14 protein-coding genes are annotated in these 16,832 nt (G+C 51.9%); 10 read left to right on the top strand and 4 right to left on the bottom strand.

The window, feature by feature from the left end:
• Positions 1–2: 2 nt before the first annotated feature.
• Genes A7983_RS14115 through A7983_RS14105 form a run of 3 tightly spaced genes read left to right on the top strand, consistent with a single transcriptional unit; the run spans position 3 to position 4,762 of the window.
• A complete protein-coding gene (locus A7983_RS14115; protein WP_005975962.1) occupies positions 3–1,415 on the top strand; it encodes a TolC family outer membrane protein in 1,413 nt (470 codons plus the stop codon).
• A gap of 27 nt (positions 1,416–1,442) precedes the next feature.
• Positions 1,443–3,581, top strand: coding sequence for a type I secretion system permease/ATPase (locus A7983_RS14110; protein ID WP_005975960.1), 2,139 nt, complete (start codon positions 1,443–1,445; stop codon positions 3,579–3,581).
• A gap of 11 nt (positions 3,582–3,592) precedes the next feature.
• Positions 3,593–4,762 (top strand): HlyD family type I secretion periplasmic adaptor subunit, encoded by a 1,170-nt coding sequence (locus A7983_RS14105; RefSeq protein WP_005975958.1) that lies wholly within the window; start codon positions 3,593–3,595, stop codon positions 4,760–4,762.
• A 90-nt stretch (positions 4,763–4,852) separates the two neighbouring features.
• On the opposite strand, the gene A7983_RS14100 is transcribed toward A7983_RS14105, so the two are convergent.
• Complete coding sequence (locus A7983_RS14100) at positions 4,853–6,061, bottom strand: glycoside hydrolase family 28 protein (RefSeq protein WP_005975957.1); 1,209 nt, start codon at positions 6,059–6,061, stop codon at positions 4,853–4,855.
• Positions 6,062–6,627: 566 nt separating this feature from the next.
• On the opposite strand from A7983_RS14100, the gene pelI reads away from it, so the two are divergent.
• On the top strand, positions 6,628–7,671 hold the full coding sequence (gene pelI, locus A7983_RS14095; protein WP_005975954.1) for a pectate lyase PelI: 1,044 nt from the start codon (positions 6,628–6,630) through the stop codon (positions 7,669–7,671).
• A 199-nt stretch (positions 7,672–7,870) separates the two neighbouring features.
• On the opposite strand, the gene uxuA is transcribed toward pelI, so the two are convergent.
• Both uxuA and A7983_RS14085 read right to left on the bottom strand, forming a co-directional pair.
• Entirely contained in the window at positions 7,871–9,067 is a 1,197-nt protein-coding gene (uxuA, locus tag A7983_RS14090) for a mannonate dehydratase (RefSeq protein ID WP_005975952.1), read from the bottom strand.
• A gap of 267 nt (positions 9,068–9,334) precedes the next feature.
• On the bottom strand, positions 9,335–10,069 hold the full coding sequence (locus tag A7983_RS14085; protein WP_005975951.1) for an FCD domain-containing protein: 735 nt from the start codon (positions 10,067–10,069) through the stop codon (positions 9,335–9,337).
• Between the two features lie 256 nt (positions 10,070–10,325).
• Between A7983_RS14085 and A7983_RS14080 the strand changes: the two genes are divergently transcribed.
• From A7983_RS14080 to A7983_RS14055, 6 genes are all read left to right on the top strand, one after another.
• Complete coding sequence (locus A7983_RS14080) at positions 10,326–11,519, top strand: alpha/beta hydrolase (protein ID WP_005975949.1); 1,194 nt, start codon at positions 10,326–10,328, stop codon at positions 11,517–11,519.
• Between the two features lie 85 nt (positions 11,520–11,604).
• A complete protein-coding gene (locus A7983_RS14075; protein ID WP_005975948.1) occupies positions 11,605–12,849 on the top strand; it encodes a SpoIIE family protein phosphatase in 1,245 nt (414 codons plus the stop codon).
• A 13-nt stretch (positions 12,850–12,862) separates the two neighbouring features.
• Positions 12,863–13,417 (top strand): SiaB family protein kinase, encoded by a 555-nt coding sequence (locus A7983_RS14070; protein WP_005975947.1) that lies wholly within the window; start codon positions 12,863–12,865, stop codon positions 13,415–13,417.
• A 1-nt stretch (position 13,418) separates the two neighbouring features.
• Positions 13,419–13,871 carry a DUF1987 domain-containing protein gene (locus A7983_RS14065; protein ID WP_005975946.1) on the top strand — a complete coding sequence of 151 codons (453 nt, stop codon included), beginning with the start codon at positions 13,419–13,421 and terminating at the stop codon, positions 13,869–13,871.
• Positions 13,858–14,565, top strand: coding sequence for a GGDEF domain-containing protein (locus A7983_RS14060; protein ID WP_005975945.1), 708 nt, complete (start codon positions 13,858–13,860; stop codon positions 14,563–14,565). Before A7983_RS14065 ends, A7983_RS14060 begins: the two co-directional genes overlap by 14 nt.
• A gap of 79 nt (positions 14,566–14,644) precedes the next feature.
• Positions 14,645–15,538, top strand: coding sequence for a LysR family transcriptional regulator (locus A7983_RS14055; RefSeq protein ID WP_005975944.1), 894 nt, complete (start codon positions 14,645–14,647; stop codon positions 15,536–15,538).
• On the opposite strand, the gene A7983_RS14050 is transcribed toward A7983_RS14055, so the two are convergent.
• Positions 15,535–16,260 carry a sulfite exporter TauE/SafE family protein gene (locus A7983_RS14050; protein ID WP_005975943.1) on the bottom strand — a complete coding sequence of 242 codons (726 nt, stop codon included), beginning with the start codon at positions 16,258–16,260 and terminating at the stop codon, positions 15,535–15,537. The two genes, A7983_RS14055 and A7983_RS14050, sit on opposite strands and share 4 nt — an antisense overlap.
• Positions 16,261–16,832 lie beyond the last annotated feature (572 nt).

Here is a 16,832-nt window from a genome sequence, read left to right as displayed (position 1 = left end):
TGATGCACAAACCATTTTTTATCAGGGACACATTTTCTCTGCGCAATATCGCTTTTCTGACTCACACACCGCGTTATGTGCTGGCGCTCGGACTCACCTGCGGTAGCCTCACAGCCTTCTATAGCTCACCGTCGCTCGCCCAGACCGTCGCGTTTGACTGGTCTGCCGCACCGACGGAACAACAGGTTGATAGTCTGGATCTCAAGCAGGCCATTCTTCGCGCGTTCGCACGCAACCCGCAAATCGCACAAGCTTCGGCGCAAATCCGCGTCGGTGAAGCCGATCTGCGCGTGGCGCAAAGCGCCTGGTTTCCGCAAATCGGTTTAAGCGGCAATGTCGGCCGGTCGGATCAAAGTGATACCAGTAGCACGATGAGCAACAACTCCACCGCGGGTATCACGCTGAAACAGCTCCTGTACGATTTCGGCAAGACGGGCGGTAGTATTGATGAACAGCACAACCTGTCAGATGCCTATCGCTACCAACTCTATGGCGTCATGACCACGGTAGGCCAGCAAACCTTGCTCACCTACCTGAAAGTCAAACGCTATCAGGAACTGAGTCAGGCGGCAGAGCGCAATATCACGTCACTCAGTCAGGTAAAAGACATCGCCACGCTCCGCTCCGATGCGGGTCTCAGTACGCAATCCGATATCCTACAGGCAGAAACCCGCATTGCGGGCATGAAGGCAACGCTGGAACAATATCGGGCGCTGGAGCGTTCCTCGCTGGCGCAGCTCAGCGTGTTGACTGGCGTCATCCCCACCGCCCTGCCCGAGCTGCCTCGCGCGCTGCTGCAACAAAAGATTACGCTCAAAGCGCTCCCCTACCAGCAAAGTAACGCAGTGTTGAGCGCACAGTCCAAACAGGAGGCCTCGCGCCAGCGGATCCGTCAGGCGGAAGCTCAGCACTGGCCCACCATTGCCGTACAGGCAGGCCGTACCCGCTATGAAACTGACCGGCGTAATTACTGGGATGACCAGTTGCAACTGGTTGTGGAAGCCCCGCTTTATCAAGGCGGGGCTGTCAGCGCACGCGTTGATGCCGCGTCAGGCACGCGTGAAGCAGCGCAGGCCGAAGTCGAAGCGGTAAAATTGGATATGAATCAGAAAGCCTCAACAGCCTATGCCGATCTGATTGGTGCGCAGCAGCGTGAAAAAGCCAGCCAGCAGCAAATCACCAGCGCGACCTACACTCGCAACGTTTATCAGGATGAATACAAGCTTAGCAAACGCAGCCTGAACGATCTGCTCAGCGTCGAACAAGACGTGTTGCAGGCCGAAACCTCACGTATCGGCGCGTTATACGACGGCTGGGAGGCGGCGGTTAACTATGCCGCAGCCGTCGATAATCTGTTGGATATGCTGGGTATTGAGCGTTATCAAGCCAGTGGCGAGACGTTACCGTCACTGTAAGCCAGACAAGAATCGGTAGGAATGTGAATGACGCAAGCAACCAAAACTGAGATCTGGATTGCGGCGATGGCACGCGCCGCCGCCCACTATGGGCAAGTGGTCGATACCCAGTCGGTGCGCCAGCAGATGCGCTGGTATGAACAGCAGCCCATTGCCCGGCAGTTAGAACAAATCAGCCACCTGATGGGGGTAACCATCAGCCTGCGACACACGGAGAAGATCCGCTGGCGCAATAAGATGTTACCCGTGCTGGCGGAAACCGACGACGGGAGCGTCATCGTCATCGAATCATTAAATGACGAGGGGATCGCGACCTACTGGCTGAATGACGGCGGCGACCTGCGGCGTGAAGCCGAATTGACCGAACTCATCAAACACAGTCAGGGCATTATCGTGCTGGTCGGCATCGCAGAGCGTGGCCGCGATACCCGCATCGATGATTTTGTCAAACCGTACCGCAAGCACTGGTTCTGGCAACATTTTCGCGGCGCCAAACGACAGATTGGGGAGATCTCTCTGGCGTCTATCGTGGGTAACGTTCTGGCGCTGGCAGGGATTTTGTTCTCCATGCAGGTGTATGACCGCGTAATCCCGGCACAGTCAATACCCACTCTGTGGGTGCTGTTTTTCGGCGTGCTGCTGGCTGCGGCACTAGAGTATGCCATCCGTTTGTCGCGCACCGTCGTCTCCGATTTGATGGGCAAGAGCATCGATTTGCACGTATCGGGGATGCTGTTCGCCCGCGCGCTGGCGATAAAAAATGAGGCCCGGCCTAAATCCACTGGCTCGTTTATTTCGCAACTGCGGGAAATCGATCAGGTTCGTGAACTGCTGACCTCAACCACCGTCGGTGCCGCCGCCGATATGCCGTTCGTCTTTCTGTTTCTCGGCATCATGGCGATGATCGGCGGGCCGCTGGTGCTGATCCCTATGCTGGCGATCCCGCTGATTGTGATCCCCGGCCTGATGCTGCAATGGCCGATGGCAAAACTCGCTAAAGAAGGCATGCGCGAAAGTGCCTTGCGCAATGCTGTGCTGGTCGAGTCCATCGAAGGGGTCGAAGATATCAAAGCGTTACAGGCTGAACCCTACTTCCAGCGCCAATGGGAGCAGACACACGAAGTTAGCGCCGTCATCGGGATGAAACAGCGCATCTGGGGTGCTCGGCTCAGCGGTTGGGCGTCAACCGTCCAGCAGTTAACCTATGCCGGCATGCTGGTGTTCGGTAGCTATCTGGTGCTCTCTGGCGACATCACCACCGGTACGCTTGTGGCCTGTAGCCTGCTCTCTTCCCGCACCATCGCCCCGCTCATGCAGTTAACGATGGTATTTTCCCGCTGGCAGCATGCGAAAACCGCCATGACCGGGCTGGATGATTTACTGCAAAAACCGCTGGATCGGCCGGAAGACGGAAAAATGGCGCACTGCCCGATCCTTCAAGGGCACTTCCAACTCCACAACGTGCAGTACAGTTACGATCCGGAACAGGGCGATACCGCCTTGCAGATCGGCAAGCTGGAGATTAAACCGGGCGAAAAAGTAGCGCTGCTCGGTAAGGTCGGTGCGGGGAAATCCACCCTGCTCAAGCTGCTTGCCAATCAGGCTACCGCGACGCGCGGCAAGGTGATTATTGATGGCGTGGACATCAGCCAGATCGATCCAGTAGATGTCCGTCGCCAATTGGGCTTCCTGTCGCAGGAATCACGCCTGTTCTTCGGTAGCCTGCGGCAAAACCTGATGCTCGGCAACCCGCATGCCACTGAACAAGATCTGTTGCAGGCGCTACACATTAGCGGCGCACTCAGCCTGATCCAACAGGATGCCGCCAGCCTGGATCGCGTTATTCATGAAGGCGGGCGCGGTTTATCCGGTGGGCAGCGGCAAATGATCCTGCTCAGCAGAATGCTGTTACGCCATCCTCAGATTGTGCTGCTCGATGAACCTACTGCGTCCATGGACGAACAGTTGGAAAGTCACGTTATTCACCAATTAAGTAGTTGGCTCACGGGCCGCACGCTGGTTCTCGTGACGCACCGGCCGGCGCTGCTCAAGCTGGTTGACCGCGTGATCGTCATGGATGGCGGACGCATCGTGGCAGATGGCCCGCGTGACCAGATTTTGAAGGCCATCAGCAAACCGGCAGAGACCGCACAGAGCGTGGCCTAAGGGGAGACACAATGAGTAGCATCACGATCCATGATGACCTGAAACGCCAGGGTCGACGCGTATCCGTCATTATCTGGCTCAGTCTGCTGGGGCTAGTCGTCTTTTTTGTCTGGGCCAAATTCGCCGTGCTGGATGAGGTATCGGTCGGGACCGGCAAGGTGACGCCCTCAACCCGCGCCCAGGTGATTGAAAGCCTGGATGGCGGGATCGTCGGTCAACTGTTCGTACAACAGGGTAATGTCGTCGAGAAGGGGCAAGTGCTGGCGCAGTTGGACATCAACCGCTTCCAGTCCGTCTATGGCGAAGCGTTCTCCCGCGTGCAGACGCTACGGGCGTCGGCTGAACGTCTACACGCCGAGCTTAGCGGCGAACCGCTAAAGTTCAGCGAGGAAACCATGAAGGAGCCTGCGCTGGCCGCGCGTGAACGTCAGCTTTATGAATCACGCCTGCGCAATCGCAATGAAACCATCGCCAACCTGCAACAGTCGATGCGGCTGGTCGAGCAGGAGCTACGGATGACAGAGCCGCTGGTGCAGCGCGGGGCCGCCAGCGCCGTCGAAGTGATCCGGTTACGCCGCCAGATAAGTGAAATCCGTGGCAAAATAGACGAAGCCAGCAACCAGTACGCCGTGCGGGCGCGGGAAGAGCAGGTCAAAAACAATGCCGATCTGGAAGCACAGCGGGAAGTGGTTAGTGGAAAAGCCGACCAGCTCAAACGCGCCACCATTACCTCACCGGTACGCGGGATCGTGAAAGATATTCAGGTCACGACCGTCGGCGGCGTGCTGCAACCGGGTGGTAAACTGATGGAGATCGTACCGCTGGAAGATCAGTTGCTGATCGAAACGCGCATCAACCCACGCGATATTGCCTATATTCGGCCGGGTTTGCCCGCTACGGTAAAAATCACCGCCTATGATTCTTCCATCTACGGTAATTTAACCGGCGAAGTCGAAAGCGTGTCGCCTGACACTCTTCAGGATGAAGTCAGGCGCGATCAGTTTTATTATCGTATCTATGTGCGTACCACGCAGGCAGAGTTGACTAACAAAGCCGGGGAAAAATTCCCCATCGTACCCGGCATGGTCGCCAGCGTTGAGATAAGAACGGGACAGAAAAGCGTCTTAGATTATTTAGTTAAACCGCTGAACAAGGTTAATGAGGCGCTGCGCGAACGCTAAGTCAGCCACGCTACAAATCATGCATGACAAACAACAGCGCCGCCGGTTTCCCGTGCGGCGCTGTCATGACAAAACAGCGTAGTAATCAAACTACTTCTTAACGGTAACGTTCTTGATCTGCCATGTGCTGTCACTGGTCAGCTTGACATTCTTCATCGTCACTTCTATCGGCTTTTTGGCATTCTCACCGTTCAGCACCACAATCCCCTTAGTTTCAGACGTCACGTCCTTAAACGTAATGTCGCTCCAGTCTGGGACATTACTCCCTTCTTTTTTCTCATATACCGTATCAATCACGATCGGTTTCGCGACATTCTTCATCACGACATTACTATATCGAACACCATTGACCACCCCAGCAGCCGATTTATCGCTTTTGATGCGCAAACCATTGGTCGTGCCGTTCATCTTCAAATCATCAACCGTGACGTTATAAACGCCCATGGTTTCACTGCCGATCGACATACCATGTCCAGTACCGAAGTCATTATGGAGGATCGAGATATTGCGCGTCTCCGCCCGACCTTTATACGCTTTGATCGCGACGTTATCGTCGCCCGTTGCAATATTGCTGTAGGCAATAGTGATATTTTTTGACGACATCGGATCGATACCATCCGTGTTTCTGGCGGTGGACGGCGTTTTAATCGTGGTTTTCCACGCGGTAAACCCATCACCATCGCTGAAGACGACGTGGAAGTTCGGGGAATTGATTAAGGAAACATTATACAGTGTAAAATTCTTACTCTTATTAATCTGAATCAGCCGAGGGGTATTCTGTTTTAACTTTTTCACTTTGGCATCGGCAGCCAGTTCCCACCAGCTCACCTTTTTATCCTGAAGCTTCACGCCGCCCTGCCCATCAATAGTGCCCGGCCCATAGATTCCGCTATTTGTCGTACTCACGGCAGTAATAAACGCATCACAGCCTTTACCGTTTTTATCGACCACACCACAGGATGAAGGCGCATTCTCAAAAGACTTGGCATTATTCACAGCCCGCAGGGTCACCCCTTTGTCGATTAATAGGCTAACACCTGAAGGCAGAGAGAGTGGACCGCTCAGAAAGACGGAGGTACTCCCTGCGCTTAGCCTTACTGCTTTTCCTTGATCACAATTATTCAGCGCTTTTTGAATCGCGCTGGTTGCCGTACTGCTGTCCGCTTTAAGCGTCGTACAAGCGGATGGTGCTTTCGGTTCACTCACCGTTCGTGAATCAGAAGCCCATGCAGATGCACTAAACAGGCCGATAAGACCCAGTGATAATGATAAAACGCGCTTGCCTGATTGATATTCCATGTCAAACCTCACCTTATAAATGTCCGTAATTTTTCTGTTACTAAAAAGGAATTACGCTTCCTTTAACTTAATAAGAAAAATAAAACTCTTTTATAGAAACTCAAAACTATCGCACATGCATATGTAGATTAATAAAAGTCCATTTACATAAAACCCCTCAATACTTATTAAAAAAACACTGGGTTTTATGCGTGATTAAATTATCACCGCAAAATTAAATGAAACATCAACAGAACGTGGAAACAAACCGAATCCCGTCACGCGCGGAAGTCTGCAGGTGGTAAGATTTTTATCCTTCCTCGATATCTATTTATTACCTTCATTAATAATCTTATAAATATTAATTAAAAACAAATAATTAAATAAAATATAATTAACAATTAATAAAATTAAATTAAAAATAATAACAAAGTAAATTAAATAATATGATTAACCTCAATATTTTTTCTGAATAATTATTAATCCCACACCTACTGCTATATACTTCCCTCGATGCGTTAGGACTCCCTCTTTATTTATTATAAATAAAGAGAAAAAATATCCGTTTAATTTACAAGGAAAAACACATGTTTAAGTATTTAACACCGATATTTTTATGTACGGCTGCTTTTTCTTTTCAGGCTCAGGCTGATGACACCATGCTGATGCTGCTGAAAAAAGATAATGCCACCTATTTAAGCTGGTCTACCGATGCAGGCAATGTTATTCGCCAGGATGTGTATCGCAGCACCAGTAATAACCAGGCTGGCAGCGAAAAAATTGCAGAACTCAATTCCACCGACAGAACCTTTACGGATTTAACCGCTAATCCGAAGTCGGATTATTGGTATTGGGTGGATACAGTTAGCGGTAATAATAACGTCCAAAAGTCTAACGCAGCACAAACGGCACCCGCACCACTGCGCGCCGCTTCACTGAAGGCCGCCAGTTCAGAATGTAAAGCGGGCGCGGTAATTAAAGATAAAACCGTCGACTGCGGCGGTATTACTCTGGGCCTGAGCTGTAAAGGCGACAGCGACAAACAGCCTCCTGTTATCACACTGGAAAATGCCACCATCAAGAACCTGCGCATCTCTGAAAAAGGCGGTTCTGACGGTATCCACTGTAAATCAGGCAATTGCCGGATTGAAAATGTGATCTGGGAAGACGTTTGTGAAGATGCAGCAACCAACCTGGGTAAAACCATGACCATCGTCGGTGGTATCGCCCATAACACCACCAATGGCCCTGGCGGCAAGCCGGACAAAGTGCTGCAACAGAATGCCAAAAACAGCCACACGATCGTACAGGGCAACTTCACCCTGACTGGCCAACACGGCAAACTGTGGCGCTCTTGCGGTGACTGCACCAACAACGGTGGCCCACGTAACCTCACTATCATCAGCGCAACCGTTAACGGCACCATCGACAGTATCGCTGGTGTAAACCGCAACTTTGGTGATGTCGCTGAAATCCGCGATCTGCGTATTAAAAACTATAAAGCCGGCAACCCTAAAGTATGTGAAGAGTTTAAAGGTATAGAAAAAGGGAAAGGAAAAACCGAGAAATATGGCGAGTTCTGGGATAGCAAGAACTGTAAAGTCAGCCGTTCAAACGTGAAAGCCCTGTAATTCAGCTATTAAAATTCATATCTATACCCTAAATAATTCGAGTTGCGTGAAAGCGGCCCTTCAGGGCGAGGCTCAGAGATGAGCAGAGTATTGCCAACGCACAAGCAGCTTGAAGTATGACGGGTATAAACTCCTCTGGGGTCCTGACACATCAACCTTCACCAGACCGTGCTGACAAAGCACGGTCTGTTTCATTTCATCAGCCTTGCTGCAATTCGGTAAATAGCGTGCGCTTCAGTGCCAGCTCAACACCGCGAAGTTCCGCCAGCCCTTTCAACCGCCCAATTGCCGAATAGCCGGGATTGGTCTTCTTTTTCAGATCGTCCAGCATCTGATGCCCGTGGTCTGGGCGCACAGGGATCGGACGACGATCGCCCGCTTTCTGACGCCGCAGCTCTTCCGCCAGGATGGCATTGATGATCGCCACCATGTCCACATCCCCCTGCAAATGCGCCCCTTCGTGGAACGAATTGGGATTATCTTCCCGACAGGTGGCACGCAGATGGGTAAAATGCACGCGATCGGCAAACGTTTCCAGCATGTTAACCAGATCGTTATCGGCACGCACACCGTAAGAGCCGGTACAAAAAGTAAAGCCGTTATGAAGGCTATCGACCGTCTGTTTCAGCCAGCGCATATCGTCGATAGTAGACATCACTCGTGGCAGCCCAAGGATCGGACGCGGTGGATCGTCAGGGTGAATAGCAAGACGGAGGCCGGCTGCTTCCGCAACGGGCACAATTTCACGGAGGAAATGACCAAGGTGCTCACGCAGTTTGGCATGGTCGATACCATCATATTCCGCCAAACGTCCACGGAATTGATCCAGCGTATAGCCTTCTTCAGACCCCGGCAGGCCTGCGATGATATTGCCGGTCAAGCGCGCAATATCCTCTTCGCTCATACCACGGTAGTAGTCAGCAGCCTGTGCCTGCTCATCCGCCGTGTAATCTTTTTCAGCACCGCGGCGTTGCAGGATATGCAGTTCAAAAGCAGCAAAGGCAATATGATCGAAACGCAGCGCTTTTGAGCCATCCGGCAGCACATATTCAAGATCGGTTCGCGTCCAGTCCAGCACGGGCATGAAGTTATAACACACCGTATCAATGCCACACTGTGCCAGATTTCGCAGCGATTGCTGATAGTTAGCAATATGCTGTCGATAATTCCCCGTTTGGGTTTTGATCTCTTCATGAACCGGTACGCTTTCGACCACCGACCACACTAGCCCTTTCGCCTTCAATTCAGCTTTACGCTTTTCAATCTCCTCAACCGACCAGATTTCGCCATTGGGAATGTGGTGCAATGCCGTCACCACGCCGGTCGCTCCGGCTTGCCGAACGTCATCCAGTGAGACAGGATCGTTCGGGCCGTACCAACGCCAGGTTTGTTCCATACCGAGTTACCCTTTTTTTGCCAAGAATAGTTGTTTCGTCAAGATAGTAAAAGCCTACCTCACCGAAACAGGCTGTCAAACAAAACTCGCAAATTGATTGACCAATTACACAAAAAATCCATTTTTTGGACTAACATCATGCGTACTCAGGCGGCAATTGTGAAACGCAAAGTCAGAAATGGGTTATTTGGTCTGATATCTTTTCTCTCCGTACACTGATGCGATGCCGGAGAGAAAATCCACACAGAAAAGGGAATAACGGGGAAATTAAGATTCCAGGCGGGAAGGAACGGACTCGAACAGGTAGCCGTCAAAGGTCGGATCGTCCACATTCGAGATTTCCAGCAGTTTAATTTTTACATTCTCCAGATGCTGCCACATCGCCTGACGCGCCATATTCACATCACGGCGAGATACGGCACGCAGGATCTGTTCATGATCGTCCAACCACTGGCGCTGATAGCTGAAATCATCGGTATGAGAGTGAATTCCCTGCCACATTGGACTGCGCTTACGCGCTTGCCATACCTCATACACCATGTTGGCTAAGACGCTGTTTTGAGTGGACTGTGCCAACAGGCAATGGAACTGTTCATCGGCGCTTTCATCCACGCTGCCGTTCTCAAGCGATGCCCTTTCCTGTTCAATGGCCTGTCGCATTTTCACAATGTCACTTTTGGTGGCCTGCATCGCAGCAAATGCGGCAACCTCGCCTTCCAGCAGTTGGCGCGCCTGCATCAGCTCGAAAGGGCCATAGCCGCTGTCGACTACGCTATCTTTCCCCTGCGCGGTCGGGAGTTGCATAACATAAACGCCCGAACCTTTGCGTACCTCAATCAGCTTTTCCAGCTCCAGCATGATCAGGGCTTCACGTACCACGCTACGACTAACGTTGTAGGTTTCAGCAATATCACGCTCGGGAGGCAAGCGATCGCCAATCTGATAGTTTCCTTTCAGAATTTCCGCGCGAAGATTGTCACCAATCTGCTGATATAAACGCATACCGCCATCCCTTTATTCAACATCGGCCATCGTAATATTGGCCTGACCAAAAGACAGAAAAAACGCCTAATTTGTCCGAAGTATAACATGAAGCCCCACGACGCAAACCACAAAGGCAACGGGTTACCTTTTCAATGCGCCTCACAGCGCCGCACGTTGAGTGCCATGCTTGCTAAATAATTTCAGATATAGTGATGTCGAATCGCCCTATCCCATTAGCTATCAGGTTGATGTTGCCAGCAGGCAAGGAGAATAAATGACAATAAACGTATTCCGGTTCGTTTCGTGGCCAATCTGGAAACGGGTGATGGTAGGTTTGTTTGCCCTCGTGGGCGTGCTTTTTATGGTGGGGTGCAACAGCAATCCACGTGATATGACGCCCTTAGGGCAACCATCATTCGAGCGCTATCAGCAGGAAACGACACGCTGGGTAGAGCAGCATCGCGCCTTCCAAACCACCGATAAACAACTGGAATTACGCTGGAATACCCCCAGTGAAACCCGCCCTGCGGGTCAACCGCATAAGGCGATTTTACTGGTGCATGGACTGGGGGATTCCCCCGGTTCGTTCATTGACATAACACCGAAATTGGTCAAACAGGGCTTTCTGGTCAGAACCGTTTTGCTGCCGGGACACGGCACGCGCCCCTCCGATCTGCTGCACGTCACCGTTGATGACTGGCGCAAAGTGGTCACCGAACAGGCGGCAATCCTCAGTAAAGAGGTGGATGAGGTCTATCTGGGCGGCTTTTCCACTGGCGGCAATCTGGTATTGGAATATGCGTCACAACACCCTGAAATCAAAGGGCTGGTGCTGTTTTCACCCGCGATTAAATCCAACGAAAAATACGATTTCATGACGCCACTGCTGTCCATATTTACCGACTGGCTAATGCCGCCGCGCCCTGGGTATCCTGAGCAGTTAGCGACCCGCTACATGCGCGTACCGACTAACGGTTTCGCCCAATATTACTATTCCAGCAGCGGTGTTCGTTCACAACTGGCTAAAAAACCTTATGACAAACCCGTGTTAATCGTTCTGGCGGAGCATGATTCCGTCGTCGATACGACCTATATTGTCAACATGTTCGATACGCAGTTTACCAACCCACGCAGTCGTCTGATCTGGTACGGCGATCGCCCTGCCGGGGTACATTCTTCGCGCGTGTTAGTGCGTACAGGTTCGTTGCCTGAATGGCGTATCAGCCAACTCTCACATATGTCGCTCCTGTTTTCACCAGAGAATAAGGAATACGGCAAAGCAGGCTCAATCGTTATTTGCGCCAACGGACAAACCAATAACGACCTGACGGCCTGCGCGGATCGCAGCACGCTGTGGTATTCCGACTGGGGATATATAGAAAGTGGTAAAACCCATGTGCGCCTGACCTTCAACCCCTATTTCGACTGGCAAAACCAGATCATGCTCAACGTATTAGACGCACAATAACCTTACCCCAAACGGGGAGTTGTCATCATTTGGTCATCAAGGGCGGGTATTTTGACTTAAAGACAAATCCGCCCAAAGATTAACCATGATCGCCATGCCCGTTCCTTGCGCCCGACCACTCCTCCGGGGTACTCCGGTGGCGCGAGATCTTTGTATTCCTCTGCCGGATGTTTCTCCTGACACCGACAATGCCACCGTATTGCAGTTGTTCAGTAAAAACAAAGAATGGGTCAGCCTGCCTGTTGTAGAGGATGGACGTCCTTTTGGCTTAATCAACCGCCACATTTTTCTCTCCCAAATGTCCCGCCCTTTTTATCGCGAACTGTATGACAAAAAGAGCTGCATCGCGTTTATGGATAAAAACCCGCTGATTATCGATGCGCTGGCGTCGTTAAACGACGTCGCCGATCAAACGGTGATCACTGGTGACAAATCACTGACGGACGGCTTTATGATCACCGAAAACGGGCGTTATATCGGTATCGGACTCGGCATCGATCTGATCAAGGCCGTATCGGATATGCATTTGCGCCAACATCAGCAGATTATGCAGAGCATCGAATATGCCAGCGTGATTCAGGCTGCAATGCTGACGACATCAACACAGGCGATGTCTCGTTCTCTGGCCGACTGGTGCTTAGCTTGGGAACCACGGGACTGTGTTGGCGGTGATTGTTATGCCTTTAAAACCTATCAAAACGGCTGGCTTGCCGCCGTGGCAGATTGTACCGGGCACGGCGTACCCGGCGCATTTATGACCTTGATTTTCGCTTCTGCATTGGAACAGGCGCTGACCCAGCACGGTCCAATGCTACCCGCGCAGCTATTACAAGCGATCAACCGCCATATCAAAGACACGCTGGGACAACGTGACGAAGCTCGCCAGCTTTCTACTTCTAATGACGGCTGCGACGCAATGCTGGTGTTCTGCGACATGACGCGAAACACGCTGACGTTTTCCGGTGCACGGATGCCCGCATTTATGCTGCAAAGCCGTACTGGACAACTGACGCCACTTCAGTGCGATCGAATGGGTATCGGCTATACCGAAACACCTTATGACTACCAGTGGTCAAGCTACGAATTACCGCTGCATGATAATGATATGTTTTTTACCACCACGGATGGATTGACGGATCAAATTGGCGGAGAACGCAGGATTATGTTTGGTAAACGACGGCTACGAGAGCATCTCCAACACTATCAAAACCAACCCATGCGTGAGCTGGCGAACCAGCTCCTATCAGCGCACAAGATCTACCAGGGCGATCAGACCCGACGAGATGATTTAACCTTTTGGGGCTTCCGACATTGTTCGGCTTTTGTTTAATCAGGTAGAAAGAATGATGCCAGACATCAAATACACCGAGTTCTTTTCACCCTCTCATCAGCATGACATTACGCTGTATTACGTGGGCTATTTTTCACAAAATATCATCAGTTCACTGGCTGAAACCATGAGGCTACAACTGGAGAAAAAGCAGCTTCCTGCCAGTATCCGTCGCAGACTATTCTCCACATTCGTGGAAATGGTACAAAATATCACTCGCTATTCCGCTGCACAGTTAACCGCGTTCGATCACCCCGTTGAGGTACGTCATGGCTCCGTGTGTCTGGGTTACGAAAATGGGAAGTATTTCCTGTTATGCGCCAACCCGGTAAGCCCCGACGATGTAGAGAAACTGCGGGGGCGTCTTGAACCGCTGCGTGGTATGACGCTTGATGAAATCCGACTCGCCTACAAGGTCTCTCTGCGCGATGAAACCCCGTCATCAAGCAAAGGCGCGGATATGGGTCTGTTGACCGTCGCACGTGATGCCAGTGAGCCACTCCAGTTTACGTTTCGGGCCGACGCATCAACGGGGCTATCTACGTTTTATCTGAAGGCAATCATTTGACATGAAAAATATAACGACCATAAGCAACCTCCATATTTCGGGGACATCCTGTACCCCAACTGTTGATTTTCACTTTGACACACACCGTCTTTATCTTTCCGGCGAATCTTATCCTGAGAATGCGGCAGCGTTTTATCGCCCGTTGCTCACCGAGATTCAGGCATACCTGTACAAATTGACGGTTTGCGCAGAAACCATGCCGCCCGATGAGGCTCTGCCGAACATCGAAATACACGTCTCCCTGATTTACTTCAACAGTTCTAGCACCAAGATGCTGTTCAGTTTGTTCAACCTGCTGAATCAGGCTGCGGAACAGACGTTATCGATTGTACTGTATTGGTATTACGACAAAGACGACGATATTGCGGAAGAATTTGGTGAAGAACTTCACATCGATTTTCCTGCCCTGACCTTTCACAGCACGATTTTGAGTGATAACCATGAGCACAATTGACTTGTTTACACCGGAATACGACATTCTGCTCGCCGCGCGCAACATCGCTAACCAGCAGGAGAGACCTGCTGAAGTCTATCGCGACACGCTGCTGGCATTAACCGACCATTACCAGCGATTGGTCAGAGAGTCGTATCGCCTGATTTCACGCAGCGATCGGGCAGAGAAGGAGCTGAACCGCCTGAACGCGCAGCTTAACCAACTGGCAGTCGAGCTAGAATACAAAGCCAGCCACGATCCATTAACCAGCGTGTATAACCGCGGTGCGATCATTGAACGCATAAACCATGCGCTGGAACGCAATCAGGCAGCACTCATCGTGTTGGATATCGACCATTTCAAACAGGTGAATGATACCTATGGCCATCCGACCGGCGATGCCGTGATCTGCGATCTGGTGTCACGTGTGCAACACGTCCTGAGTACCACCAGCAGCATTGGTCGCGTGGGTGGCGAAGAGTTCACTATTCTGCTGGAAGGGCACACGCTCATGCAGGCCGTCGCCCTCGCCAACCAACTCCATCACGATCTCAACAGGATGCCGCTCAGCGTACTGCCACAGCAGCGCGTCACCGCCAGTTTTGGCGTCAGTTGGGCACCGCAAAAGACCAGTTTCGATGCGCTATACGGTGCGGCAGACATTGCGCTTTATAAAGCCAAAGAAAAAGGAAGAAATAGGGTAGAGTTTCAATAAGTCATCGACCGGGCGATTGCCGTCGCCCTGACTCACGACCATAATAGTGGATATCGGCCCATCCGAGACAAATTCCCCTATGCGATTCGATTTAACCGATCTCCGGCTGTTTCTCAATATTCAGAAAGCAGGCAGCATTACCAGTGGCGCAGCGGCATCCAGCCTCACTGTGCAGGCCGCCAGCGAGCGAGTTCGGGGCATGGAAGATGAACTCGGCGTTCCGCTGCTTTGGCGCTCGAAAGCGGGTACTTCGCTCACCGATGCGGGATTTTCGCTGGCACACCATGCCCACCTTATCCTGCATCAGGTAGAACATATGCGCAGCGAATTACATCAATACGGCAAAGGGCTGCGCGGTCATATTCCCCTATTGTGCAACTCTGCTGCACTGAGCGAGTATTTACCTGTTCTGCTGGGGCAATATCTGGTGGCCTGTCCGCAGATATCCGTATCGGTGAATGAAAAACTCAGCCGCGATATCGTCGATGCGATTCGCAACCAAACCGCCGACCTCGGCATTGTGGCCGACTCTGTGACGCTAGACGGACTGGAAACTCGCCCGTTCCGTCAGGATGAACTGGTGGTCGTCGTTCCGCAAAATAGCGCATGGACTGGGGAGAAGCGGCTAAGCCTTTCTGACATCGCTGACGCCGAATTTGTCGGGCTTAGCGACGGTGCAGCATTGCAGGAACACATCGATGAGCATGCCAGAAAGCTGGGGAAACGTCTGAATTATCGCGTGCGTCTTGCCAGTTTCGATGCCGTCACGCAGGTGATCCACAGCGGTATCGGCATTGGTATTCTTCCACGACATGCCGCACAGCGCATGATGAAACCGTTGGCTATTCACATCATTCCGCTGTCAGACGACTGGGCGACACGTAATCTGGTTGTCTGCGCTCGCCAGTTTTCCGCTTTGCCCGGCTATGTTCAAAATTTCGTCGCGTTTATTACCGAAGCGCACGCAGATTAGAGCAGCCCGCGTGCCGCCATGTACCCACCCAACGCAATCAGCCCGATAAAGAAGCAGCGCCGGAAAACTGGTTCGCTAATAACATGGCGCAAGCGTTGCCCAATCATCATGCCCAACAGAGCAGGAACTAGCACCAGCATCGACTGCCAGAGATCGATGCCCTCTAGCCCAATCCCCCGCATAAGCTGTAACGCCAGCCCCAGTGTAGAGACGGTAAACGCCAGTCCCAATGCCTGAACCAGATCGTTTTTATTGAGCCGCAGGCATTGCAAGTAAGGCACGGCGGGAATCACGAAAACCCCCGTTGCCGCTGTGATTGCACCCGTGATGTAGCCCACCAGCGGCGAGAGCCAAATTTCATGACGACCTGGCTGCGGCAAGGTGGTTGCCACAATGCCCCACAGGCCGTAAACCACCAAAATGCCGCCGAGCGCCGCGCTCGTCCATGACGATGATGACGTTAGCGCAGGTAGTCCGTTCCAGAACGTCCCAATAATAATGCCGACAAATAGCGACCAAAACCGCTTAATCAGGCTGAGAAAGGCAGGGCCGCAGACGAGTTGCCAAATGTTGGTCACCAGCGACGGAATAATCAGCAGCCCTGCCGCACTGGCTGCGGGCATCACCAGCGTTAACAGACCCATGGCGATTGTTGGCAATCCCAGGCCAATCACGCCTTTCACCACGCCAGCCAGCAGGAACACCGCTATCATCGTCGTCATTTATTGCCTCGGTTTGCAACGTCATAGTAGGAAGAACCCTACGCAGGAATAGTCCAATGAGGGCACTGCTGGTGTCTATGCGGATTTTATTGAGGTTGATTCAGGGGAAATTGGAGATAAAGGAAGGATTGGGATTCTCGGAGTCACATATTTATGCAGGCTCAGAGACCGTTTCGTGCGCAACAATATCGCTATTCTCATGCTACCTCGTAGCACGCGCCCGACGCAGGGCGCTCAGTCGCCGCCGCCCTGTGAACCCTGGCTTCCGGCTAAATTATATCGCTGCGCGATGCCTTCGTCGGTATCAGACTTAACGGACCGCTTGCGACACGTTTACTCGCCCCATAAATGGGACTCGCCCTTCGGGCCAGCACAAGTGCTGTTCAAAAACGTCTCTGACGTTTTTGTCCGACGTGGCGCAAGCTTGAGCCGCATCCATGCGGCTCATCCTAAGCCTGCTATCTCCTCAGCATAATTTCTTACGCCGGATAACAGCCAGACCCGATGGCATTCTTACATTGTGTATAAGGAGTTGCCCTTGCGAAAGAGAAGACGGATACAGCATAAGCAGT

It is taken from the genome of Pectobacterium wasabiae CFBP 3304 (assembly GCF_001742185.1).
GTDB classification, from domain to species: domain Bacteria; phylum Pseudomonadota; class Gammaproteobacteria; order Enterobacterales; family Enterobacteriaceae; genus Pectobacterium; species Pectobacterium wasabiae.
This window is presented reverse-complemented; position numbering and strand designations above follow the sequence as displayed.